Origin of the sequence: Lysinibacillus sp. fls2-241-R2A-57 (assembly GCF_030209535.1) — a bacterium.
Taxonomy (GTDB): domain Bacteria; phylum Bacillota; class Bacilli; order Bacillales_A; family Planococcaceae; genus Lysinibacillus.
This window is the reverse complement of the sequence record NZ_JARVRU010000005.1, coordinates 15,634-41,255: the sequence shown is the minus strand read 5'-3', so window position 1 is coordinate 41,255 and position 25,622 is coordinate 15,634. Positions and strand designations below refer to the sequence as shown.

Sequence of the window (25,622 nt, the reverse complement as noted above, 5' to 3'; positions counted from 1 at the left end):
CATCGGACGCCCCCTGGAAAGCGCCCAGTCGGAACGGAAATCAACCACACGTTTTAGTGAAGAGCCCAAATTATACAAAAACAGCAAAATCCCTCTATCAATATTTAAGAAAAAATAACTTTTTAAATTACCTATCGGACATTTACCAATCTCTTTTTCTTGATAAATAATAGATTACAGTGTAAGGTGCAAACTTTACACTAATAGCCACGGGGCGGTCTTAGTAATGGAAGATAATCGATTCGCAACACATATGAACTGGGATTACAGCAAGTGTCATAAAAAATGTTGTCATGAAATGGAAAAATACTCTAGTAGATTCAGCCATAACTGTAAAGATTGTATTTGCCATCAATTAAGAAAATTAGAAGTCCCAACTAGACTAGACATCTTTTCCTTGGTGTGACATTCATTGCCTTCGACCCACAAAATTGTTGTGCAACTTTCCTAGAAACAACTTCAATAATTCTAACAATTGATTGCAATAAGATTGATGCTATTCGCAGAATTGCTTAGAAACTATTAAAGGGTTAGTTCCAAGTGAAACATCACTTGGAGCTAACCCTTTTTTTAGTATTGTCATTTTAGATTTACAGTAGTAAAAAACTCAAGCTTTAAAAGGCTTCATGTTTACATTCCGGACATTTACCATAAATCTCAAATTTATGATTTTCAATTTCATAGTCTGGTAGTTTTTCTCCGAGCATTTCCATAGGACAAAGATTTAGCTCCTTGACATTGCCACAATCCATACAAATAAAATGATGGTGATGATGTTCAGACTCGCAATGCATACGGAAATTTCGCTCCCCAGATAACTCCGTTTCATCCAGTATTCCAAGCTTCACAAACGTTGCTAGGTTGCGATAAATTGTATCAAAACTCATACCAGGAAAATCTTTTTTTAAAACATCCAATAAGTCACGAGCTGTTAGATATTTATCTGTTGCTGCAAACATATCTAAAATTAACTCCCGCTTATCTGTTTTTTTATAGCCGTTCTTTTTTAAAATTTCCCACGCTTTCGAAACATTCACTAAGCAACCTCCTCTTGTTTTGCAGTTATTTTAAATACTACTTTCTTCCCTAGAATAACTAGCAACAAAATGAAGATGGAAGTGACGACAATTGTACCACCAGGCGCTAAATCCAGATAAAAAGCACTGACAAGACCTATTAACACAGCTGCTTCCCCAAAGACAATCGCATAGATAATCGTTTGCTTAAAGCCCTTTGCCAACCGCATGGCAGCAGCCACTGGTAATGTCATTAGTGACGACACAAGCAAAATACCAACTATACGCATACTTGCAGCAATAACTAGTGCTGTCACAACCATAAATAAGAGATGAATCCAACGTGCAGGTAGACCGCTAGCTTTTGCATATTCCTCGTCAAACGATAAAACAAAAAGCTCCTTAAAAAATAACAACAAAAAGATAATAACAACGGCAGCAATTCCTACCACTACCCATAAATCCTGACGTGACACAGCTGATACCGAACCAAATAAATAGCTCATTAAATCCGTGCTAAAGCCACTTGCAAGCGAAATAAATATAGCACTAATCCCAATCCCACCTGACATAATAATTGGAATGGCAAGCTCTTCATAGTGCTTATATAAACGTCTAAGACGCTCAATTAAAATCGAACCGCTGACAGAGGCAATGATGCCTAAATAAATTGGATTTAGCATGGCCAAGGCCGGGACAGATTGACTGATATATAAGCTACCCGCTATACCTGCGAGTGTCACATGTGACAAGGCATCTGCAATAAGTGACAGCCTGCGAACAACAATAAAAACACCTAGCAGTGGTGCCAATATGCCAATTAATATTCCCGAGAAAAAGGCATTTTGTAAAAATTCATAGTTAAAAATTGCTTCAATCATTGTGCCTTCTCCTTCTAGTGAATCTTTCTCACAGAATGGCCATACCAAGCATCAAGCGCATCCTGAGAAATTGTATCAAATTCATTTTTGTAACCATGGAAGTGTATAGTTTGATTTAAACATGCTACATGGCTGATACGGTTCGATACTGTATCGACATCATGTGTAACAAGAATCATTGTAATTCCCTGTTCCCGATTCAATTTGACCAGCATATCATAAAATGACTGTACATTCTCATGATCAATGCCGACAGTTGGTTCATCTAATATTAGTAGCCTCGGTTCACTGACTAAGGCTCTTGCAATGAAGACACGTTGCTGTTGCCCACCGGATAATTCACCAATATTACGATTCATAAAAGCTTCCATTCCAACAGCTTTTAATGCTTCAAGTACTTTTCCTTTTGCATCTCGTCCAGGTTTTTTAAATAGCCCTAATTTTTTAGTTAATCCGCTTTTTACTACCTCTTGGACGGTTGCTGGAAATCCTGAATTGAAGGCATTGGATTTTTGTGACACATACCCTATCCATTCACGATGCTTAAAAGTTGCACTTGGTTCACCAAATAATTTTATTTCTCCAGACATTGGTCTTAATAATCCTAAAATAATTTTTAATAATGTCGATTTCCCAGAACCATTTGGACCGAGAAGTGCTAAAAAATCTCCCTCTTCTACACGGAAAGAGATATTTTTTAATACTTGTGTATAGTCATATTGAAATGACACGTTTTCAATTTCAATAAATGCTTTTTTCATGCACGATCGCTTCTTTCTAATTCAAAATCATTACGATTTACAAATTGTAAGTATAAATGAAAGTACCGTTTTTGTAAAGAAAATTATCAGCCGTGTTGATTAGGAAAAAAATAGGTTTATTATAAAGGCTTTTTCTCGTTGCTATTTTGCTAATATATTCCTATTTGAAATCAGCCGATTTGAATTAATTCAAATGTATAAAAATGGCTAATCAACATACCTGGAAAATTAGTTTGCTTTTATGTGTCTAATATTGTGGTCTTTTCGCTTAAACAAAGATTTTATTATTTATTTGAACCGCGCTCAAATTAAATTGTAATAGGCATTGATTCTAACACTTTTAAAGTAAGGGTTTTCATTGTTGTCACGGCGTTCACAAGAAGGATTTCGTTTCAAAGAAACTAAAAAACTTTAAAAGGGGGATTGGCTTTGAGTATTCAATTTTTACAGCAATTAGCACAAAGTAGTGATAAAGAAGTTGTTGCCATTGCTCGTGCCGAAGGATTTGAAATTACAACTTCTGAAGTAAAAAAACTTCGACCTTATTTGGAGCAATTCTCATTTACTTGGCTCTTTTTAGGTATTCCGAAAGATATACTTGTAGAGGTTGAAGCTGTTTTAGGTAGAAAGCGTTCTAGACAGCTTATCGCACTATTTACAAAATAATAGAAAATAGCCCGATAATCAGTATTTATGCAAGCTGATTTCGGGCTATTTTTTTATCCTCTTAGAGCATCGATTAACTCAGGTTTAAACTCTCCATTACGTAGCATCTCTATTTCATGTTTATAAGGAGCCGATTTTGATTTGGCATCACTATTTAATGCGACAAATGGTGTTTCTAGGATTTTAGGAATCTCCATTAATTGTGGATGATGTACAATATATTTTAAGGCGTCAAAACCAATATGACCGAAGCCAATATTTTCGTGACGGTCTTTTCCTGCACCACGAACATTTTTTGAATCATTGATATGCAAGACTTTGATACGATCTACACCTATTAATTTATCAAACTCATTTAATACGCCATCAAAATCCTCGACAATATTGTAACCCGCATCATGTGTATGACAAGTATCAAAGCATACTGAAAGACGCTCATTATGTGTCACACCATCAATAATTTTGGCAAGCTCTTCAAAGGAACGACCACATTCAGTTCCCTTCCCCGCCATCGTCTCTAATGCGATTTGTACTGGGTAGTCCTGTGATAATACTTCATTTAAGCCTTCAATAATCTTAGCAATACCTGCGTCCGCTCCGGCACCAACATGTGCACCCGGATGCAATACAATTTGTGTTGCTTCCAAAGCCGCTGTACGTTCGATCTCAGATTGCAAGAAATCTACACCCAGACGGAAAGTTTCAGGCTTTTCTGTGTTCGCAATATTGATAATGTATGGAGCATGGACAACAATATTTGTCATGCCATGCTCTTTCATGTGTAGTAAACCGTTCATAATATTAAGGTCAGCAATTGCCTTACGACGAGTGTTTTGAGGTGCTCCTGTATAAATCATAAAGGTATTTGCCCCATACGAAAGAGCTTCTTTACTTGACCCGAGCATCATTTCTTTTCCACTCATCGAAACATGTGATCCAAGTAGCATTTGAATGCCTCCTTATTTTTTACCGCGAGCTTTTATGCGACGTTCACGCTTTTTAATTTTTTCCATTTCCCATTTCATATTACGTTTGTAGCCTGGTTTTACTTTTTTCGGCTTACGAACTAATGATTTGGCTTTCGCATCGATTTCATTTTCCTGCTTCACACGATTTTTACGTGCATGACGCTCTTTTAATTCAGTCCATTCGCCATTTTTCACGTCTTTTTGAACAAATGGAATGCCCATTTTCTCAACACGTACTACTGCATCCTCATCTGATGGCTCAAACAATGTGATAGCAGTTCCTTTATTACCTGCACGGGCTGTACGTCCTACACGGTGAACAAAGAATTCTAAGTCCTCTGGAATTTCGTAGTTAATGACATGTGAAATTCCTTGAATATCGATACCACGCGCTGCAAGATCTGTTGCAACGATATATTGATAATCCAAATCTCGAATTTGCTTCATCATCTTCTTACGATCACGCGGACTTAAATCACCATGTATTTGACCACAGCGAATCCCGTTTTCATTTAAGTAGCCTGCAACGTGCTCTGCAGTTTTACGTGTGTTAGTGAAAATGACAGCTAAAAATGGATTGATCCCTTCAATAACTTCCAACAAACGTTTGTTTCGTGATTTAGAACGCACTGGTACAAGTACAAAGTCAATTCCTTCTGCGACCGGGCGTTTATCGTTCATATGGATATGAACAGGTGCTTCCATATATTTTTTTAAGAAAGGCTGAAGCTTTTCTGGAATTGTTGCTGAGAATACAAACATTTCAAGCTTTTCAGGCATTTGAGAGGCAAAGCCGTCAATCTCCTCTATAAAGCCCATATCAAATGCTAAATCTGCCTCGTCGACAACTAAAATTGGCGCCGTATGCACAAATAACGCTTGCTCTGTAACAAGATCACGAATACGTCCTGGTGTCCCAACAACAATTTGTGGTTGCGTTTTTAACTTATCGATAGAGCGTTGTTTGTCCGTACCCCCAATAAATAGTTTCGCTTGAATAGTTGTTCCTTCTATTAATTGATTTAACGCATCAAAAATCTGTTGAGCAAGCTCACGTGTAGGTGACGTAATAATAGCTTGCACTTCCTGCTTGTCGGGATTAATACGTTGCACAATTGGAATTAAGAAACTATGTGTTTTTCCTGTTCCTGTATGTGCCTGCCCGATTGCACTCTTCCCTTTTAGTAGTAGCGGAATGATTTCCTTTTGAATTGGCGTTGGTTCTGTGAAGCCAAGTTTTGCAATTGCGTCCTGCAAAAATGGCTGAAAATTATAATCAGTATATTTTGACATAATTCGTTCCTCCTAACATCTTTCTCATTGTATCATGATTCAACTTTTAGGTATATTAACGTCCTATTATCTTAAGCATGAACATTATTTTATTCTTTAATCATAGCTGTAGCGAAGCCCTTATCAAAGTTACTCGAAATGCTGTTAATATGCAATAAAAAAAAGCGCTCAGTTCAGGCAAACGCTACTCTTGATTGCATAAAGCTGTATGATATTTTAATCGTAAGACCTCAATATTCCCATTTTGTGAGGAGCGTCAAAACCGTCTCGTTCTATGGTGAGCTTCCAATATAATGTAGTCTAGATCTTTTTAGTATGTTAAACATAGCTTTAATACTATTTTGATTCAGTTTGCTACTCAGAATAATGATGAGGAATCGTTTATTTTTCATGGAGAGTGGTGATTCCTGTGGGATGAACTTGCGCGGAAAAGCCCTATTTGGAGTGAAAATCAATCTTTGTTTTTTGATACACTTTATCAAGTATGTTGATTAGGAAAATATAGGTTTATTACAGACTGATAAAAGGATTTTTTTGTTGTTTTTTTGCTAATCAGCCTCTTCAAATGTATAAGCTGAAATGCTGATGAAAAAAGTTAAGAATTAGTATATTTTATGTCAATTAATCGATAACTAATGATTTGAATAATTACCATATGTTACGATAAAAATGTAAGATATTAGAGGAGGTTGATTTATCATGAAAGCAGCAAGATGGTATAAAGCAAAAGACATCCGAGTAGAAAACATTGAAGAACCAGTAATTGCCTCAGGAAAAGTGAAAATCAAAGTACATTGGACAGGAATTTGTGGAAGTGATTTACATGAATACGCAGCTGGCCCAATCTTTATTCCAGTGGAACAACCTCATTATGTAAGTAAAGATATTGCGCCAATTGTTATGGGACATGAGTTCTCTGGTGAAGTAGTAGAAATTGGTGAAGGTGTTACAAAAGTACAAATTGGTGATCCTGTAGTTGTAGAACCTATTCTTGCATGTGGCGAATGTGCTGCTTGTAAAAAAGGGAAATATAATATTTGTAAGCACCTAGGATTCCACGGTCTTTCTGGCGGTGGCGGAGGTTTCTCTGAATATACAATGGTAGATGAAAAAATGGTACATAAAATGCCTGAGGGGCTTTCCTATGAACAAGGTGCACTAGTTGAACCAGCAGCAGTAGCATTACATTCAGTTCGTCAAAGTAAATTAAAAGCAGGTGATAAAGCAGCAGTCTTTGGAACAGGTCCAATCGGTCTTCTTGTTATCGAAGCATTGCGTGCTGCTGGAGCAGCTGAAATTTACGCTGTAGAACTTTCAGCAGAGCGTGCTGCCAAAGCTTTAGAGTTAGGCGCAACAGCAGTTATTAATCCTCAAGACGAGGATGCGGTCGCCCGCCTACATGAATTAACTAATGGTGGCGTAGATGTTGCATTTGAAGTAACAGGTGTCCCTGTAGTATTACAACAAGCAATTGATTCAACAACATTCGAAGGTGAAACAATTATCGTTTCTATTTGGGAAACTGATGCTTCTATTCTGCCTAACAATATCGTACTGACAGAGCGTTCTGTAAAAGGTATTATTGCTTATCGTGATATTTTCCCAGCAGTTATGGAATTAATGAAACAAGGTTACTTCCCTGCTGAAAAACTTGTTACGAAACGAATTGCTCTTGATGAAGTCGTAACAGAAGGCTTCGATGCACTTATGAAAGAGCGCAACCAAATTAAAATCCTTGTAAATTCACAAGCGTAAAATAAAGTCAGGTAGAGAAAATAAAGACACTTTTCTCTACCTGTTTTTGATTTGTTAACTCTCATAACGTACGGTTGATTTCCGTTCCGACTGTTCGACTCCAATCAACTTTTCATGTCCTACGTTTTAACATATGACATCACAACTTTTATTGATGAGCCTCATTTCCCTCCATTTTTTTCATAATATCTAGATTGGCCATAAGGAAGTTCACCTTATTTTCGCCAAAAACTCCAAATGACCGTTTTTCCGTATTTGCCTCTATAATTTTTTCAATCTCTTCCTCAGAGAGCCCACTTGCTTGGGCAATACGTTTTACTTGTATTTGTGCAGCTTTTACACTGATATGGGGATCTAACCCTGAACCTGAAGCAGTCATTAAATCAGCAGGTATGTCTTGTCGTTTTACGGTTGGGTTTGCTACTAAAAACTTCTCGATATCTGCTTCTATTCTCTTCTTCAATTCCGGATTAGATGGTGCATAGTTAAAAGTTCCAGAGCTTACACCGCTATAATTCACCTGGCCATTTTCATCTGGTATCGTATCCTCTTTTGTATAAACATTGTAATTGACGGATGAAACACGTCCCGAGAAGTACTCAGGCGCTGTAAAAGCTTGACCTATTAATTCTGAACCAACTGCTTCACCGTCGATTTCTATTAAACTGCCATTTGCTTGATGATGAAATAACCCTTGAGCTAATGCAGTCACAGCAAACGGGTATATAAAACCACATAGAACGAACATTGTTATTGTGATCAATAATGCTTGCTTTGAGTTCTCAAAAAATTTTCGCATGTACCTTCCTCCTATAAACCAAACGTCCGGAATAGTGGCCCAACTAGTAAATCGATTAACTTAATGCCAATAAACGGAGCTATTATTCCACCTACTCCATAAATAAGTAAGTTTTTATTTAATAATTTTGCAGCACTCATTGGCTTATATTTTACGCCTTTCATTGCAATTGGAATTAGCAATGGAATGATGATCGCATTAAAAATTAATGCAGAAATAATTGCGCTTGAAGGTGAATTGAGCTTCATAATGTTTAATGCACTCATCTCAGGTACAGCGACCATTAGCATAGCTGGGATAATGGCAAAATACTTTGCAATATCATTAGCAATACTGAAAGTCGTTAGTGCTCCCCGAGTCATTAGTAATTGTTTCCCAATCTCTACAACTTCAATAATTTTAGTTGGATTTGAATCTAAATCAACCATGTTTGCAGCTTCCTTCGCTGCATTCGTACCTGAGTTCATAGCAAGCCCTACATTCGCCTGTGCCAATGCTGGCGCATCATTCGTACCGTCACCAGTCATAGCTACCACTTTCCCTTGCGCCTGCTCATCTTTAATGACTTGAATCTTGTCTTCCGGCTTACTTTCTGCAATAAAGCTGTCCACTCCCGCTTCCTTTGCGATAGATGCTGCAGTAAGTGGGTTATCTCCTGTACACATGATCGTTTTAATACCCATTGCACGAAGCTGCTCAAAGCGTTCCTTAAGTCCTGCCTTGACGACATCCTTTAAGTAAATAACACCTAAAATTTTGTCGTTTAACGTTACTACAAGTGGTGTCCCACCAACAGAAGATACTTGATGGATCAGCTGTTCCAAATTTGCAGGAATACTATAACCTGCTTTCATACTTTCTTTTTTTATCGTATCGTAGGCTCCTTTTCGAATTTTTGTGCCATCCTTCATATCCAATCCGCTCATCCGTGTCTGTGCAGTAAATGGAATATGTTCACTTGACTTGATAATGTTTTCTTCACCGCCTGTATTTACTCCTAATTCGCAAGCAAGTGACAAAATAGATTTTCCTTCAGGTGTATCATCTGTTAAGGAACTAAGCCATGCAGCTCGGATTAACTCTTTACTTTCTACGCCTGTTACTGGCAGAAATTCAGCTGCCATACGATTTCCATAAGTAATCGTTCCTGTTTTATCTAAGATTAATGTATCCACGTCTCCACACGCCTCTACGGCTCTTCCAGACATCGCTATTACATTAAACTGTGTAACCCTATCCATTCCCGCAATTCCGATCGCCGACAATAATCCACCAATCGTTGTAGGAATTAAACAAACTGTCAAGGCAATTAACGTTGCGATAGAAATCGGTACATTTAAATAAGTTGTCATTGGATACAGTGTCACAACAACTAATAAGAAAATAATTGTTAAGCTTACTAAAAGTGTATTGAGCGCTACTTCATTTGGCGTTTTTTTACGACTAGCTCCTTCGATGAGCGATATCATTTTATCTAAAAATGATTCACCAGGCATTGAGGTAATTTCGATCATCAGCCAATCACTCGTAACCGTCGTACCACCTGTAACTGATGAAAAATCACCGCCCCGCTCCTTTACAACTGGTGCAGATTCACCCGTTATCGCAGATTCATCTACGGTAGCAATTCCATCAATGACTTCTCCATCGTTTGGAATAACCTCTCCTGCCTGAACTAAAACGATATCGCCCTTTTTTAACTCATGCGCCTGTTTAAATATTTCAGAGCCATCACTAAGCAGAACACGAGCCTGTGTCACTGTTTTCGTCTTTTTTAAAGTTTGAACCTGTGCCTTCCCTCGTCCTTCAGCAATCGACTCAGCAAAATTAGCAAATAGAATGGTTACAAAAAGAATAACGGCGACGATCGCATTATACAATCGGTCATGTTCCCCTACTTCGTTCCCAAATATGTTAGGAAATAGGGTTAATAACAGGACAAACATAAACCCTATCTCTACTACAAACATAACAGGATTTTTCACCATATATACTGGGCTAAACTTCTTTAAAGCGTCTATCATCGAGCTTTTAAACATTTTGCCCGTAATAAAACTTTTTCTTGCAGTTTCCATAAGTGTCTCTCCTTATTAAAAATCAATTTCGCCTTGGCGTAATTGTGCTGTCGCTACGTTAGCACTTTGCTTTCGCACAGAAAACATTCGTTGTTGCCGCTACGTTAGCACTTCGCTGTCGCTACAGATAACAATGCGTCCGAAGGCTCTTCAACCACAACCGCAACATCTTACCGCATTAACAGGCGGGATTCTTAAGTTGAAGGAAGATAAAGTTGTAAGTGCTCTGTAATTGGCCCAAGAGCTAATGCTGGTAAAAATGTAAGAGCACCAATCATTAAAACGATAGCAACAAGTAAAAATGTAAAAATAGTATTATCCGTTTTCAATGTTCCCACCGAATCACTATGAAACATCTTTTTAGCAAGTAGAGACGCTATAGCTAGTTGAATAATAATCGTCAAATAACGTCCAAAGAACATGGCAAGACCTGTCGTCACATTCCAAAATGTTGAGTTGTCAGCTAATCCTTCAAACCCTGAGCCGTTGTTTGCAGAGGCCGATGCAAATTCATAGAGAACCTGCGATAAACCATGTGCACCTGGATTCGTTATGCCCGCTACTCCTGCTGTTGTTGCAACTGCAAGTGCTGAAAATAATAGAATAATAGCAGGGTGGATCAATATACAAAGGGCAATTAGCTTCATTTCCTTCTCTTCAATTTTCTTGCCTAAAAACTGAGGTGTTCGACCAATCATTAAACAAGCGATGAAAATTGTCAGTAACACATACATCATCATGTTCATCAGGCCGACTCCCTTGCCTCCAAACACAACATTTAGCATCATATTGAACATCGGTACAAGACCACCAAGCGGCGTTAACGTATCATGCATATTGTTAACAGATCCCGTTGTAAAAGCAGTAGTCACTGTTGTAAATAATGCTGATTGTGCTACCCCAAAGCGCATCTCTTTTCCTTCCATACTTCCAAGCTCCTGCGAAATTCCGAGCTCACTAATGATTGGATTACCTGCTTTCTCTGCTACATACACAGTCGTAAGTCCGACTAGGAACAACACTCCCATTGCCACAAAAATGGATAGCCCCTGTTTTCCAAATATAGTTTTCTTTTTTCTATAGGCGACCATTAAACTAAATGCAACTACACAAGCACCTGGTAATAACATCATAGATAGCATTTCCACAATATTAGAAATGACCGTTGGATTTTCAAAAGGCGTCGTTGAATTCGCTCCATTAAAACCACCACCATTAGTGCCTATATGCTTGATGGATTCAAGAGAAGCTACAGGTCCAAGGGCAATATCTTGTGATTTACCTTCTATTGTTTGGACAGTTTTATTCGCACTTAAGGTTTGCGGAGAACCTTGAGCTACTAAAATAATGGCAACAACAATAGATAGAGGCATTAACACACGTGTAATAACACGAACGAAATCCACAAAGAAATTCCCTATAGTGTCAGTTTTAGCAACTAGACGACGGCAGAACGCCATACACGCGGCATAACCAGTAGCTGCAGATGTAAACATCATAAAGATAATGACTAACATTTGTGATAAATAACTGAGTCCTGATTCGCCACTATAATGTTGAAGATTCGTGTTCGTCATAAATGAAATAATAGTATTAAATGAAAGTGTTGATTCCATATTGTCAATATTATTTGGGTTTAAAAACAGCATCGCTTGAATGCGTAATAGAATATATCCAATAAACACCATAAAAGCATTTGAAAGAATTAATGAAAGTACATACTGTTTACCAGTCATATCGACTTGTTTAATGCCGCATAACTTATAAATAACAGCATCAAATCTATCCATAATTGGATCAAGCCATGTTTTTTGATGCATCGTCACCCGAAATAGATAGTGACCAGTTAAAATAACGAGCGGTAAATAAATGATTAATACAATGGCGATTTGCCACATACTGTAGTACCTCCTACCAGCCTATTAATATTTTTCAGGATATAGTAATGCATGCCCTAGATAACCGAAAAGGAATACAAGTACAATCCCCATAAAAATCCACATTTTCATTCCTCCTTACTTCTCTTCTACTAGCTTGAAGCACCAAGCGGTTAACGCATAAAGACATGCAAAGCTTATAATGAGTAAGCCAATCATATAAAAGTCCATCAATCGAAACACCCCTCTTCCAATTAGGATGCTCTCATCATACTGACTTTCAAATTAATGTAGTGTTAGGAATTCGCTTTTTCTATTAAGAAACTATAAAGAGCGAAAATCTTAACACTTTCTTAATGGCAGATAACGCTATAATACAAATGAGGTGAAAGAGGATGGAAAATACACGTCCAACTCCAGAGACGTTTTTAGCGAGGCTTCAACAGGAGGAACAATATGTAGGAAAACTAAAGATCTTTCTTGGTTATGCTGCTGGAGTAGGTAAAACTTATGCAATGCTGGATGCAGCACATCAGGCAAAAAAACTTGGTAAAGATGTGGTAGTTGGCTATGTAGAGCCACATCCTCGCCCAGATACATTAGCTCTACTCGAGGGGCTTGAGCAAATCCCTATGAAAAAAATAAATTATAAAGGAAAAACTTTTCAGGAATTGGATATAGATGCGGTACTGCAGCGCAAGCCAGAAATTGTCCTTATTGATGAATTGGCACATACTAATGTTCCAACGATGCGGCACAAGAAACGCTTTGGAGATGTAGAGGAATTACTTGCAAAGGGTATTCATGTCTATACAACTGTAAACATTCAACACATTGAAAGTCTTCATGATTTAGTAGAAGAAATAACTGGCATAAAGGTACGAGAACGTATTCCAGATTATTTAATTGATCAAGCGGCACAAATAAAGATTGTCGATATTGAACCAGATGAGTTAATTCAACGCCTACAAGAAGGCAAAATTTATGTAAAACAACAAGTAGAAAAAGCGCTGCAATCTTTTTTTCGCAAACAAAATTTAGTATCCCTGCGTGAAATTGCACTACGGAGAGCTGCCGATACGATTAACTATAAGCAAGTAAATAGTAACGAATCTCCTAAACATCATGTACAAATCGAAGAGCATTTACTTGTTGGGATTAGTAGTTCTCCTACGAATGCTAAAGTTATTCGAACTACTGCAAGGCTTGCACAGGCATTACATGGCAAATTTACAGCTCTTTATGTACAAAACGTACAGGAGCATGATCGAAATAACGCAAATTCAGAACGACTTCAGCAGCATATGAAACTTGTTGAACAGCTTGGTGGCCATGTCGTAATTGTTCAAGAAGACGACGTAGCCGCTGCCCTGGCCAACTATGCACAAATTAGCGGTGTCACTAAATTAGTCATCGGTAGAACGAGCATGAGAAAAAAATGGTGGCGACCAAACGCAAAAATTAGCGATCGACTTAACGAATTTGTACCGAATTTAGCCATACACATAGTGCCAGATCAAGAAAATGAACAATTCTACTTCCCTAATGTGAAAAATAAACTGTCATTTGAATGGCTTGACTTATTTAAAATGGTCATAGTGTTTGGCATAGTATCGATTGTCGGGCTCTATTTCTACACAATTGGTGTAAGTGAATCGAACATCATTACGATCTATATTTTAGGTGTTTTAATTCTTGCCATTTGGTCATCAGGATGGATGATAAGCATCATTAGCTCCAGCATAGCCGTACTCCTTTTTAATTACTTATTTACAGAACCACGTTTTTCATTTGAGGCCTATCATCGCGACTATCCGATAACCTTTATGATCATGTTTCTATCAGGAGTAATTACAAGTAGCTTAACGAAAAAAATAAAGGAGCAAACCATTGTAGCAGTTCGTAAATCTTATCGAATGGAGGTGCTCCTTGATACAAATCGCAGACTTCAACATGCTAAATCTATCGAGGAAATTATTACTGAAGGCATGTCGCAAATCGTTAAGTTAGTAGAAAAACCAGTACAATTCTTTGAAATAGAAAATAATTTAATTGTGAAATCTACTTTTTTCAGTACTGAGAGCATGTCTAGCATTGAAAATAAAAAAATCGCGTCCCTTTTTAACAATCCGAATGAGCATGGTGTAGTAAGCTGGGTCATAAATAATAAGCATGTAGCAGGAGTGACCACTGATATATTTCCTGAAGTAAATGCCTATTATTTACCGGTTATTTCTAACGAGAGTGTTAAGGGCGTTATTGGCATTGCACTGTCAAAGCAATTACTATTACCCGCTTTTGAGCGTAATATTTTACATGCCATTATCAATGATTTTTCATTCGCACTCGATAAGTGGTATTTACAGAAACTCAATGAAGAAGTAGCTAGAGAAGCTGAACTGGAACAGATGCGAGCTAACCTTTTACGCGCAATCTCTCATGATTTAAGAACACCACTTACTGCTATTTCCGGAAATGCAGATATATTACTGACCAATGCATCGCAAATTCGAGATGATGAAAAAAACAAAATATATGAGGATATTTATAAAAATTCTAAATGGCTTGTACAAATGGTGGAAAACTTACTTGCTGTTTCTAAGTTAGAAGATGGACAACTTGCTTTAGAGATGCAATTAGAGCTTGTAGAAGATATTATTCAAGAGGCATTAACCCATGTCGTTTGTTTAAACAACACACATAAAATATCCTATCATATTGAACCAGAATTTTTACTCGCTGTAATGGATGCACGACTTATTATTCAAGTACTGATAAATATTATTGATAATGCATTGACCTACACACCATCAGGTAGTGTTATTACTATAACGGTTAAAGAATCTGATGGCTTAGCACAATTTAGCATTTCTGATGATGGACCTGGTATTGATGATGCTATAAAAAGCAACCTTTTTGAGCCATTTACAACAGGAAAAATACAGCGTAGCGATAGTCGAAGAGGTCTAGGATTAGGCTTAGCACTCTGTCAAACGATATTAAAATTACATGATAGTGAAATAACTGTTTCAGACAATAAACCTAAAGGAACGACTTTTACCTTTTCACTGAAAAAAAGTCCATTACCACAAGTTAGGCATGACATTTATTAAAAATATGTCGTGTATATAAGTTGATTGGATTGGAGAATGGGCAACTCCCTGGTCAGCGTCAAAGATGAGACCTTGGAGCGAGCCAGCAGAGGAACCTGTCGCTTCGCTTTCGCACAGTAAACATGTTGGCCCAAGCGCTCATCGGACGCCAAAAAAAAACGCCCAGTCGGAACGGAAATCAACCTCACGTTATGGTGATGCGCCAAAAAGGAGTAATGAAATTTGATGAATAAACGAATTCTAGTAGTAGAAGACGATGTAGCCATTGGCAATTTAATTAAAATGACGTTAGCAACGCAGCATTATGAATACGATATTGCACGAGATGGTAATAGTGCCCTACAAAAGGCTCTCGTCATGAAACCAGACGTTATTATTTTGGATTTAGGACTACCAGACATAGACGGTGTAGAGCTTATATCGAAAATTAGAAGCTGGACTCAAACTCCGATTATCGTTGTTAGTGCGCGTGGTGAAGAACACGATAAAATCAATGCATTAGATGCAGGTGCAGACGATTATGTCACAAAGCCTTTCAGTGTTGAAGAACTATTAGCCCGTATTCGAGTAGCCTTAAGAAGATTAACGTATGAACATCAGTTAGAAAATGAACCCTCTATCTTTGTAAATGGTCATTTACAAATAAACTACTTGGCAAATACTGTGTTTGTAAATGGAAAAGAAGTTCATTTGACGCCTATTGAGTATAAGCTATTAGTTATTTTATCAAAGCATGTCGGTAAAGTTTTAACGCACAACTTTATTTTAAAAGAAATTTGGCACAATGTACTACAATCGGATGTTCCAAGTCTTAGAGTTTTCATGGCCACACTTCGAAAGAAAATAGAGGACAATCCAGCTAATCCAAAGTTAATCCAAACACATGTCCGCGTTGGTTACAGAATGCTTCGTTGTCATGACGAAGAATAAGGGTCTGATCAAGCTTTAACCTCAACTTTTTATTGATAGATGTGATAAATAATGATACTATAATACTTGTTGATAATGATTATCAATCACAAGGAAGTAGGTAGATCTCATGAACCTTCATACTGTTCAATTGGGTGAAAAAGTTAAAGTAAAAGATCTTCAGCAAATTGACTCCCTTTTATGCAAACGTTTAAATGCTTTTGGCATAAAGGAAGGCTGCCAAATTTGTATGGTCCAAAAAGGATGGTTTTCTGGAGCATGTATATTGGAATGCCAGGGACAGAAAATCGGACTTAGAAAAAAAGATTTAATGGAGATAAAGGTCGAGCAATTATGAGTAGATTAGCTTTAATAGGTAACCCCAATATCGGTAAAACATCATTGTTCAATACGTTGACAAATTCATATGAATATGTTGGCAATTGGAGTGGTGTAACCGTTGAAAAAAAAGTAGGACAAATAAAGAAACTACAAAAGGAAATTATTGATTTACCTGGTGTCTATACGCTTAATCCCATTTCAAAGGATGAAAGTGTTGTTACTTCATTTTTACTGGAAGATCAGGTAGATGGAATTTTAAATATTATTGATGCTTCTAATTTCGAACGAAATATGCAATTAACTGTAGATATACTTGAACTTAGTAAACCTGTTTACATTTGTTTAAATATGATTGACGTTGCGAAAAAGAAAGGCATTTCAATTGATGTCGAGAAATTACAGAGTTTTTTAGGAGTACCTGTTATTCCAATAAGCGCTCGTACTGGTAAAGGTGTTGACGGTATTTATACTGCTATTCAAGCCTCAGATCGTACTCAACAACGTTTCACATTAACCTATGATACTCTCATTGAAGAAGGTATCTCAAAAATTGAAGCATTGTTACAGCATGTCCCTGAAGAACAACGCAGATGGTGTGCTATTCAATTTTTAATGGAAAATGAAGCGATTGACGCTTATTTGAAAGAAAAGGAATACTTTGAAAAGCTAGTTGCAATGCGTGATGCTTTAGAGAAGCAAATAGGTGAACCATTAACGAATGCTATTGCTAAAAAACGTGATTTATATATTTCTAACATCTACAGCGAAGTAATTATTCAAGAGAAAAGTGAAACACAATGGTCAGAGAAAGTTGATAAAATTTTAACACATCCGATTTTAGGTATTCCGATTTTCTTAGCGCTTATGTATTTAATGTTTCAAGCAACATTTGCATGGATCGGTACCCCACTTTCAGATTTCTTGGACGGCTTTGTAGGTGGACCATTTACAGATACAGTGACGCAAGGCTTAAAAGCTATTGGTGCATCCCCTTTTATTATTAATTTAATATGTGATGGGATCATTGCAGGTGTTGGTGGTGTCTTAGTTTTCATTCCACAAATCTTTGTACTATTTTTCTTCATTTCACTATTAGAAGATTCCGGTTATATGGCGAGAATTGCTGTTGTCATGGATCGCATTATGGAATTTTTCGGCTTAAACGGCAAGGCTTTTATTCCGATGATTGTAAGCTTCGGATGTAACGTTCCTGGTGTAATGGCTGCAAGAACAATTGAACAGCCTAGAGAACGTCTATTAACTATACTTGTAGCTCCGTTTATGAGCTGTTCAGCAAGGTTACCTGTGTATGCTTTATTTGGTGCAGCATTCTTTACTGAACATCAATCTTTAGTGGTATTCTCCTTATATATTATGGGGATAGTGATAGCGCTTATTGTGACAAAAATATTATCTATGACGATTTTGAAAAATAAAACTTCAGTTTTCATTGTTGAGTTACCAGCCTATCATGTACCACAGTTTAAAACACTTTGGCGTTCCACTTGGGAAAAAGGAAAAGGATTTTTCCGCAAAGCTGGTACTATTATCTTTGCTGGTTCCGTTATCATTTGGCTCCTTTCTTATTTTGGACCACATGGCGCTAATGTTAATATGGATGAAAGTTTCTTAGCAATTATTGGGGGCGCTTTTGGCGTGTTGTTTATCCCGCTTGGATTTGGAACTTGGCAAGCTGGTGCATCCCTTATTTCTGGATTCCTAGCAAAAGAAGTGATTGTTTCGACAATGGCGATTATTTATGGCGTGAGTGAGGGTGTCTTATCCTCTACAATGACAACTCATTTTACTGCTTTAAGTGCCTATACATTCTTGGCATTTGTTTTACTTTATATGCCTTGTTTAGCAACAGTAGGTGCAATAAAAAGGGAAACACAGTCTGTAAAATGGACTTTATTTGCAACACTTTATCCATTTGCTGTAGCTTATATTATTGCACTTATCATTTATGGTATTGGGAATTTATTGATGTGAGGTGTAGAGAATGACTTTATTGATTAATATTTTAATCGGTTGTATTATTTTTGGCTATGCTGGTATTACCTTATATAAGAGCATTAAAAAGCAGAAAAAAGGCAAATGTGCAGCTTGCTCATTACAGAAGAGTTGTTCTACCAACACATGTGCACCTCCTTCTAAACTGAATGATATTACCCATAAATAAATTTGTAGAAAATACAGCGAGGTAGCTCCAAATCCTTTGGAGGCTACCTCGCTTTTTATATGAACTTTTAGACTTGGAGGTTTCATTTTAAAGCCCAAGTATTTAGAAGCGGCTCATCGGATGCGCCCTGTCAGAACGGAAATCAACTCTACGTTATGGTGAAGAACCGCTTAAATTTTAAATTTATTAATTTCTTCCTTCACTGATACCGCTTCGTCACTTAATGATTTTGCAACTGCATTAATTTCTTGAATAGTTGCAGCTTGCTCTTCTATTGTCGATGCAATTGTATCAGATTGCTCTGCGGCATGTACGGCAGAAGAAGACATTTCATTGACTGATGCTGCCATTTCTTCAATACTTGCTGAAATTTGTTGTGTAGAAGCTGACACATCCTCGATTTGAGATGTCATACCACCAATCGCATGTAAAATTTCATCGAAGGAATTTTGCGCATTTTGAATAAATGTGACACCCTCATCCACGTTCACTACAGTTACACTTACCGCCTTTTCTACTTCCTTCGTTTCTTGCTGAATAAGTGCAATTACATCTACTATTTGATTAGCAGATGTTTTGGATTCCTCAGCTAATTTGCGAACTTCATCTGCCACGACCGCAAAGCCTTTGCCATGCTCTCCTGCACGAGCCGCCTCAATCGCAGCATTTAGTGCTAAAAGATTTGTTTGCTCAGTAATCTCAGTTATTACTTTCGTTATATTAACGATTTCAGCCGATTGTGTGCTTAGCTTCTTAATACGTTCATTTGTTGTATTTGAAGATTGTTGGATAATCGACATTTGGTTTTCTGCGATATGCAACGTTTTTTCACCATCGTTTGCAATAGATTGTGTGTCTACTGCTTTGGAATGAAGCATTTGAGTAGCCTCAGCTATACGTTGAACACCTTGTGCTGTTTCATCCATTGCTACCGAACTTTCACGACCAGTAGCAGCCGCTTGATTATCACTGATGGCCATTCTCTCTACTAGGTTTGCAATATCATGAGATGAATGTGAAATTTCATCTGTACTTGCTGCTAATTGTTCAGCTGCTGATGTTGTATGTTCAACACTTACGGTCATACTATGTATTAGTGAATGTAAATTCGACTTCATCACATTAAAAGAATTTGCCAAATCTTTAATTTCATCCTTTGCTCTGACTTCAATGTCCTTTTGACATAAATCTCCTTTAGCAATTATCTTAGCTGCAGAAGTTAGCTTATTTACTGGAACAACGATGGAACGTGCGAATACAACCCCAACGACTATACAAATAATTACAATAATGATGAACATCCATAAGAACCACTGCATATTATCATCAATGAGTTTTTCAACATTTGCTAAAGAGTTTTGTATTTCTGTAATGTTTTCTTGCTGAAACATATCTACTTTTTCGTTAATCTCAACTGATGTAGTATCGAATTCTAGCATAATTTTATTCCCTAGCTCAGGCCCACCTTGAATATAGCTATTAGCCATTTTCTGACCAGTACTATAATAATCATCAAACGCTACTTTAATCGCATCTAATCTTTTCTGATCTTGCGGATGCAAATTTTTCAGTTTCTCCAAATTCTGATAAAAAACTTTGCTATATTTTTCTGCTTGCTCAAATCCATCATCTAAATTATTGAGTGCTCTTGTGGCACTAATATCAGTCAAATACTGCTGAACCTGTACAACCGACAACTTCATCTCATCTGCTAGTAGTGTCGTTTGAAGTGTTTTTTCTTTCATTAAATGTACTTGCTCAAGTTGGGATTTGGCATTTTGTTCTTGGAAAATCCCCATTATTAAAACTAATATTACAATAAGACCAAATGACACTATACTTCTAACTTTAATAGTCACAGAATACCTCCTAGTTTTAACCTCTGCTATTTTAGTCTAGCAAAAGTCTCATCACTATAATGTGGTGTTGATTTCCATTCCGCCTGAACGCTTCACTCCAATCAACTTATATACATGGCATAGGTTTTAACAAACAAATGTCATTCCCAGCTTTTGGTGATGAGTCTAACTAAAATATTGTAACAATTTATTTACAAAAACGTAATATATTTCACTATTTTTTAACAAAATCAACTTTTTTAAGGCACGTCACCAAAACGTGTGGTTGATTTCCGTTCCGACTGGCGCGTCCGATGAGCCGCGTTGCTTGCTCCAGGGTCTCATCTGTGACGCTGATCCTCAAGGAGTCGCCCAGCTGGAACAAAGATCCAATCAACTTATATACAAGATATACGTTTAACAAATGTCATCCACAACTTTTGGTGATGATCCATTTACTAACAAAATAGTATCCCCTTTCAACCAGTATGATTCTACATATGGACTGAGAAAAAACTACATGACTTTCGAGGGATACCTTCACAATCACCTTACTTGTTTATTTGTCTTTGTCGAACGCTAGCATCCCCTTCTGCATATCATATTTATAATCAGGTATGTCATCAATGTTAAAGAAAGGAGATCGTTATGGTATTTAGACCACCTTATCCGTTCTCAATGTATCCTGGTGGCATGAGAATGCCCATGCAAATGCCGATGCAAATGCCACAAATGCCAACACCGATGTCACCGCAGTCCTTTTTCACGCCTGGAGGCTTCCCAAATCAGCCACGTATTCCAGGTGGCTTTCCAAATCAACCGCGTATTCCAGGAGGCTTTCCAATGTCCAGTGGAATAGGATCATTCGGAGGACAAATGCCAATGCCCCCAGTGCAGGATGCTTCAAAGATCGGTTCATTTTTACAAAATGCGAATAACATATTTAACACTGCTAAAACATATACGCCTTACATTCAGCAAGCAATGCCAATGGTAAAAAATATCCCGTCACTTTTAAAATTGTATAAAGGATTTCAAGGTCTACCTTCTGCAGGAGCTAAAGCAGGGGCAGGAGCAGCAACTGAGGCTGCGGCAAGCGATGGAGTAGGTTCTACTAAAAGCCGAAAAACGTCGCGGCAAAGTGCATCATTTACTCCTCCTGACCCACTTCCATCCAAGCCACGTATTTTTCAGCCACCTATGTAGATGAACGTTTCTTTGTATTCGCCGTCCCTGTCCGTTATAATGTAGATAGGTAAGCTTGAAAGGAGTCACAACCATGCAAGTATTAAAAATTAATCCACGTGGCTATTGCTACGGTGTTGTTGATGCGATGGTCATCGCTCGAAACGCCGCACTCGATAAAACATTACCAAGACCTATCTACATTTTAGGTATGATTGTGCATAATAAACATGTCACGGATGCCTTTGAAGAGGATGGCATCATTACATTAGATGGTGATAATCGTTTAGAAATTATTCAACAAGTTGAAACTGGCACTGTTATTTTCACAGCGCATGGTGTTTCACCTGAAATTCGTGAAATTGCAAAGCAAAAAGGTTTAGTATCCATTGATGCTACATGTCCTGACGTTACAGTTACACACGATTTAATTCGTGAAAAATCAGCAGAGGGCTATGATATTATTTATATCGGTAAAAAAGGCCATCCTGAGCCTGAGGGAGCAATTGGAGTTGCACCAGATCACGTACATTTAGTGCAATCATCCACTGATATTGACGCATTAAATTTAACAAATGATAAATTACTGGTAACGAATCAAACGACAATGAGTCAATGGGATGTCGCTCATTTAATGGATAGTTTAAAAGAGAAATTCCCACATATTGAAGTGCATAAAGAGATTTGTTTGGCAACACAGGTACGTCAAGAGGCGGTTGCTCAGCAAGCTGGGGAAGCCGATTTACTTATTGTTGTTGGTGACCCTAAATCCAATAACTCGAATCGTTTAACGCAAGTGTCTGTTGAAATAGCAGGAACACCATCATATCGAATCGCAGACGTTTCCGAGCTGAAAATTGAATGGTTAAAAGGAATTAATACTGTCGCTGTCACAGCAGGTGCTTCAACACCAACGCCTATTGTAAAAGAGGTTATTTCATTCCTTGATCAATTTAATGAGAATGATGAATCAACACATATTATTAAGCGTACCGTTACATTAGATAAAATTTTACCTAAAATTAAAACACCAAAACCTGTCGAAAAAATTATGCCTCACTAACAACAAATGCGCTAAAGCACTCGTTTACATCCGACAAGCGCTGGCGAGCCCGAAGCAAAAGTAAACGCTCCACCATTTTTGCCCGAGGGATCAAAGCGACCTCGAGGATATAGCGCTTTAGCCTAGACGAAAACTATGCTTTTGGTTACCCACAACTTAAAATTTTAATAAAAAAATCCTGATTGCCTATTTGACAATCAGGATTTTTCATTATTTACTAAAATAATAATTGACTGGACGACCAATACCACCATAATGCACATCCATCGTTATTTCCTCTTGTTTCTCTAAATAATCTAAGTATCGTCTTGCTGTTACGCGTGCAATGCCTACACCACTCGCAACATCTTCTGCCGATGCTCCTTCTACAGATTGCAAATAATGCACAACTTTCTCCAGAGTTGCACGATTAAAACCCTTTGGTAAACTTTTTTCTGACCGTGAGACATTAGATTGCTGAACCTCATTATGCCCACTATGATAATGGAATAACTGATCAAGCTCGCCTTGCGTTAGCTCACGTTCTGTTTGCATTTGCTTTTTGAAACGCAAATAATTTTCAAGTGTTCCTTGCACTCGTTCAAATGAAAAAGGCTTCATAATATAATCAAAGACGCCGAGATGCAGTACCTGTTTTACAGTTTCCATATCATTAGCAGCAGTTACCGTAATTACATCTACTGGTAATTTGAGTTCCCGAATTTTTCGTAAGCTTGTCACTCCGTCCTGCTCCGGCATGAAAATATCCATAAATACTAGTTCTGGTTTAAGTTTATGAATTTGAGCAATCCCCTCAACTCCATTTGAGGCTTGTCCAATTACTTCGAATCCAGCTATCTTTTCAATAAATTGGCGATTTACCTCTCGCACCATTGGATCATCCTCTATTAATAAAACCCTCATCTGTGTCACTGTCAGACCTCCATACACTCTGTTCTATCTCTATATGTGTAATATTGAACCTAAGGAGAGCGTCACACGTCCTCCTAGAATCACTTGCCTTTGCTAGAAAATTAAATCACCTTGTGTTGTTGATTAACCATTTTTATCCACACTAATTAATTTGAAGGCTCTGATTTCCGCTATACGGGCTACTCACTTTCCTGCGAGCGTCGAGTAGCCCTACGCTATAATCAGTTAAAACGGAAATATATCGGCAAAATTAGTAACAAAAAAATCGTTTTATCCCTCAATAATAAACCTATTTTTCCTAATCAACCCGCCTTTTTCAATTACTAAATTAATGATGGTAAAAAGTTATTAAAAAGCTCGTTCCCTTATTTGGTTCACTTATGACATCTACTTCACCTTGCCCTTTTTGCACAATTTCCTTTATTAAATAAAGTCCAATGCCTCGACCTTTTCTATCTTTTGTTGAATAGCCATTATCAAAAATATGTGCCTTTACTTCATCTGTCATACCAATACCATTGTCCGTTACTAATATTGCCAGTACTTCCTCATCCTCATCAACAGAAACATGGATAATTTTTTCTTCAATTTGTACATCCCTTAATGCATCAAAAGCATTTTCAATTAAGTTACCAAATAAAATGACGAAATCATGATGATCTAAATTTTTTGGAAATGTTGTCAGGCGACTTTCTCGGTCAATCTCCAATCGAATTCCTTGTTCTTTTGCATAGGAAATTTTACTAAGCAATAGCCCTGAAATATTTTCATTTTTAATCCGTTCATTTAAAAAGTTTGTAATTTCATCATGCTCTTCCTTTACTTGTTGTAAATAGGAAAGTGCTTGTTCATGATGTCCAAGTTGTAAAAGACCAGCAATGGTGTGCAATTTATTTTTATGCTCATGTGTTTGTACGCGTAATGCTTGTACAAAAGCCTTAACACCTGTTAATTCCTCCGCAAGCTTTTTCACTTCTGTACGATCCTTAAACATGGCCACAGCTCCAACTGTTTTTCCGTTTACTTGTATAGGAATGCGATTACTCATAATACTGTGACCATTAATATAGAGCTCACGATTGAAAATAGGATGATCTAGCTCCAAAATCTCCGGTAATCGTGTATCGGGTAACACGTCAAAGATTTTCTTCCCTATTAATGTTGACGGTTGTTTGTGAACATCTAATATTTCACATGCTTTTTCATTAAATATTGTAATTGTCAATTCATTATCAATGGCAATAATCCCTTCATGCATCGCGTTAAAGGTTTCTGTTCGTTCTACATACATTTTAGCAATTTCATGGGGCTCTAGCCCAAACATTTGCTTTTTCATATGCAGCCCCAATGTATGAGCACCCCATGCACTAAAGAAAAGAGATAATAAAATTGTAATAATTAACTCTGTTTGAATAGATTGTAGCAACTCAGCAACAGTTAAAACACTATAACCTACTACTACTACACCTATTTGTTTTCCTTCATTACTCATGATTGGGACGAATGCTCGTACCATATCTCCATGTTCACCGTGTGCAATAGATGTATAATAATGCTCAGCAAACGCCGCGTTTAGATCACCTGACTGCGAAACTTGACCGATTTCTTCTGTATTTGGATGTGAGTACTTACGTCTATTCATATCAAGTACAACAATATACTGTGCACCATTTATATCACGTATTTCTTCCACTACAGGATTAATGTGTTGAGTAGCCTCGTTAAAATCATTATTATTTGAAATGTAGGTTTTAAGTTCAGGAAGCTGTGATACGGTCTTTGCCACAAGCAAAGCCTGATTTTCGAGCTTATCCTTCTGCTCATTCATTACAAACCCTAGCAAAAATGTACCACCTATACTAAAGGAGAGCATGAGAATAAAAAAAGTTAGAGACATAATTTTTCTCTTCATCGATAATTTTTGAAATTTCAAGATATTCTCCTCCTTATACTATATTTTAGCTTACTCCATATGTTAGAATAACAA

At 37.3% G+C, this 25,622-nt stretch carries 23 protein-coding genes; 10 read left to right on the top strand and 13 right to left on the bottom strand.

Annotated features, from left to right (window positions below; all coding sequences use genetic code 11):
- Positions 1 to 614: 614 nt before the first annotated feature.
- From QRN68_RS01600 to QRN68_RS01590, 3 genes are read right to left on the bottom strand one after another with little or no spacing between them, the layout of a single operon-like run.
- Complete coding sequence (locus QRN68_RS01600) at positions 615 to 1,037, bottom strand: Fur family transcriptional regulator (protein ID WP_285394853.1); 423 nt, start codon at positions 1,035 to 1,037, stop codon at positions 615 to 617.
- On the bottom strand, positions 1,037 to 1,897 hold the full coding sequence (locus tag QRN68_RS01595; RefSeq protein ID WP_285394850.1) for a metal ABC transporter permease: 861 nt from the start codon (positions 1,895 to 1,897) through the stop codon (positions 1,037 to 1,039). Before QRN68_RS01595 ends, QRN68_RS01600 begins: the two co-directional genes overlap by 1 nt.
- 14 nt (positions 1,898 to 1,911) lie before the next feature.
- Complete coding sequence (locus tag QRN68_RS01590; RefSeq protein WP_285394849.1) at positions 1,912 to 2,658, bottom strand: metal ABC transporter ATP-binding protein; 747 nt, start codon at positions 2,656 to 2,658, stop codon at positions 1,912 to 1,914.
- Positions 2,659 to 3,087: 429 nt separating this feature from the next.
- Between QRN68_RS01590 and QRN68_RS01585 the strand changes: the two genes are divergently transcribed.
- Positions 3,088 to 3,324, top strand: coding sequence for a Nif11 family protein (locus QRN68_RS01585; RefSeq protein ID WP_068983573.1), 237 nt, complete (start codon positions 3,088 to 3,090; stop codon positions 3,322 to 3,324).
- A gap of 53 nt (positions 3,325 to 3,377) precedes the next feature.
- Here the strand turns inward: QRN68_RS01585 and QRN68_RS01580 are convergent, their stop codons facing one another.
- Together QRN68_RS01580 and QRN68_RS01575 are read right to left on the bottom strand one after the other, a co-directional pair.
- Entirely contained in the window at positions 3,378 to 4,271 is an 894-nt protein-coding gene (locus tag QRN68_RS01580) for a deoxyribonuclease IV (RefSeq protein WP_285394847.1), read from the bottom strand.
- A 12-nt stretch (positions 4,272 to 4,283) separates the two neighbouring features.
- The gene (locus QRN68_RS01575; RefSeq protein ID WP_285394846.1) at positions 4,284 to 5,585 is read right to left on the bottom strand and encodes a DEAD/DEAH box helicase; all 1,302 of its coding nucleotides are present in this window, start codon (positions 5,583 to 5,585) and stop codon (positions 4,284 to 4,286) included.
- Between the two features lie 699 nt (positions 5,586 to 6,284).
- Between QRN68_RS01575 and QRN68_RS01570 the strand changes: the two genes are divergently transcribed.
- Complete coding sequence (locus QRN68_RS01570; RefSeq protein ID WP_285394844.1) at positions 6,285 to 7,340, top strand: 2,3-butanediol dehydrogenase; 1,056 nt, start codon at positions 6,285 to 6,287, stop codon at positions 7,338 to 7,340.
- Between the two features lie 148 nt (positions 7,341 to 7,488).
- Here QRN68_RS01570 and kdpC read toward each other — a convergent pair whose 3' ends face one another.
- The 4 genes from kdpC to QRN68_RS26895 form a co-directional block, all read right to left on the bottom strand.
- Positions 7,489 to 8,139: a potassium-transporting ATPase subunit KdpC gene (gene kdpC / locus QRN68_RS01565; RefSeq protein ID WP_285394843.1), complete on the bottom strand. Its 651-nt coding sequence runs from the start codon at positions 8,137 to 8,139 to the stop codon at positions 7,489 to 7,491.
- An 11-nt stretch (positions 8,140 to 8,150) separates the two neighbouring features.
- The gene (kdpB, locus tag QRN68_RS01560) at positions 8,151 to 10,214 is read right to left on the bottom strand and encodes a potassium-transporting ATPase subunit KdpB (protein WP_285394842.1); all 2,064 of its coding nucleotides are present in this window, start codon (positions 10,212 to 10,214) and stop codon (positions 8,151 to 8,153) included.
- 194 nt (positions 10,215 to 10,408) lie between these two features.
- Entirely contained in the window at positions 10,409 to 12,112 is a 1,704-nt protein-coding gene (kdpA, locus tag QRN68_RS01555) for a potassium-transporting ATPase subunit KdpA (protein ID WP_285394841.1), read from the bottom strand.
- A gap of 24 nt (positions 12,113 to 12,136) precedes the next feature.
- Positions 12,137 to 12,205, bottom strand: a complete 69-nt coding sequence (locus QRN68_RS26895; RefSeq protein WP_350224328.1) for a potassium-transporting ATPase subunit F — start codon at positions 12,203 to 12,205, stop codon at positions 12,137 to 12,139.
- Positions 12,206 to 12,486: 281 nt separating this feature from the next.
- On the opposite strand from QRN68_RS26895, the gene QRN68_RS01550 reads away from it, so the two are divergent.
- The 6 genes from QRN68_RS01550 (at position 12,487) to QRN68_RS01525 (ending at position 18,637) form a co-directional block, all read left to right on the top strand.
- Positions 12,487 to 15,204, top strand: a complete 2,718-nt coding sequence (locus QRN68_RS01550) for a sensor histidine kinase (RefSeq protein ID WP_285394840.1) — start codon at positions 12,487 to 12,489, stop codon at positions 15,202 to 15,204.
- A 64-nt stretch (positions 15,205 to 15,268) separates the two neighbouring features.
- Complete coding sequence (locus QRN68_RS01545; RefSeq protein ID WP_285394839.1) at positions 15,269 to 15,430, top strand: hypothetical protein; 162 nt, start codon at positions 15,269 to 15,271, stop codon at positions 15,428 to 15,430.
- Positions 15,430 to 16,134 carry a response regulator transcription factor gene (locus QRN68_RS01540; RefSeq protein ID WP_285394838.1) on the top strand — a complete coding sequence of 235 codons (705 nt, stop codon included), beginning with the start codon at positions 15,430 to 15,432 and terminating at the stop codon, positions 16,132 to 16,134. The genes QRN68_RS01545 and QRN68_RS01540 overlap by 1 nt, the downstream gene beginning before the upstream one ends.
- Before the next feature lie 109 nt (positions 16,135 to 16,243).
- Positions 16,244 to 16,471, top strand: coding sequence for a FeoA family protein (locus tag QRN68_RS01535; protein ID WP_285394837.1), 228 nt, complete (start codon positions 16,244 to 16,246; stop codon positions 16,469 to 16,471).
- The gene (feoB, locus tag QRN68_RS01530; protein ID WP_285394836.1) at positions 16,468 to 18,447 is read left to right on the top strand and encodes a ferrous iron transport protein B; all 1,980 of its coding nucleotides are present in this window, start codon (positions 16,468 to 16,470) and stop codon (positions 18,445 to 18,447) included. The genes QRN68_RS01535 and feoB overlap by 4 nt, the downstream gene beginning before the upstream one ends.
- 10 nt (positions 18,448 to 18,457) lie before the next feature.
- Entirely contained in the window at positions 18,458 to 18,637 is a 180-nt protein-coding gene (locus QRN68_RS01525) for a FeoB-associated Cys-rich membrane protein (RefSeq protein ID WP_285394835.1), read from the top strand.
- Between the two features lie 170 nt (positions 18,638 to 18,807).
- Here the strand turns inward: QRN68_RS01525 and QRN68_RS01520 are convergent, their stop codons facing one another.
- Positions 18,808 to 20,496, bottom strand: a complete 1,689-nt coding sequence (locus QRN68_RS01520; protein ID WP_285394833.1) for a methyl-accepting chemotaxis protein — start codon at positions 20,494 to 20,496, stop codon at positions 18,808 to 18,810.
- Positions 20,497 to 20,710: 214 nt separating this feature from the next.
- A complete protein-coding gene (locus tag QRN68_RS01515) occupies positions 20,711 to 20,839 on the bottom strand; it encodes a hypothetical protein (RefSeq protein ID WP_285394832.1) in 129 nt (42 codons plus the stop codon).
- A gap of 284 nt (positions 20,840 to 21,123) precedes the next feature.
- Between QRN68_RS01515 and vrrA the strand changes: the two genes are divergently transcribed.
- Both vrrA and QRN68_RS01505 read left to right on the top strand, forming a co-directional pair.
- The gene (gene vrrA / locus QRN68_RS01510; RefSeq protein WP_285394831.1) at positions 21,124 to 21,681 is read left to right on the top strand and encodes a VrrA/YqfQ family protein; all 558 of its coding nucleotides are present in this window, start codon (positions 21,124 to 21,126) and stop codon (positions 21,679 to 21,681) included.
- A gap of 73 nt (positions 21,682 to 21,754) precedes the next feature.
- Positions 21,755 to 22,723, top strand: a complete 969-nt coding sequence (locus tag QRN68_RS01505; protein WP_285394830.1) for a 4-hydroxy-3-methylbut-2-enyl diphosphate reductase — start codon at positions 21,755 to 21,757, stop codon at positions 22,721 to 22,723.
- Between the two features lie 210 nt (positions 22,724 to 22,933).
- On the opposite strand, the gene QRN68_RS01500 is transcribed toward QRN68_RS01505, so the two are convergent.
- Together QRN68_RS01500 and QRN68_RS01495 are read right to left on the bottom strand one after the other, a co-directional pair.
- A complete protein-coding gene (locus tag QRN68_RS01500; protein WP_285394828.1) occupies positions 22,934 to 23,635 on the bottom strand; it encodes a response regulator in 702 nt (233 codons plus the stop codon).
- 328 nt (positions 23,636 to 23,963) lie between these two features.
- The gene (locus QRN68_RS01495; RefSeq protein WP_481817418.1) at positions 23,964 to 25,547 is read right to left on the bottom strand and encodes an ATP-binding protein; all 1,584 of its coding nucleotides are present in this window, start codon (positions 25,545 to 25,547) and stop codon (positions 23,964 to 23,966) included.
- Positions 25,548 to 25,622: the final 75 nt, after the last annotated feature.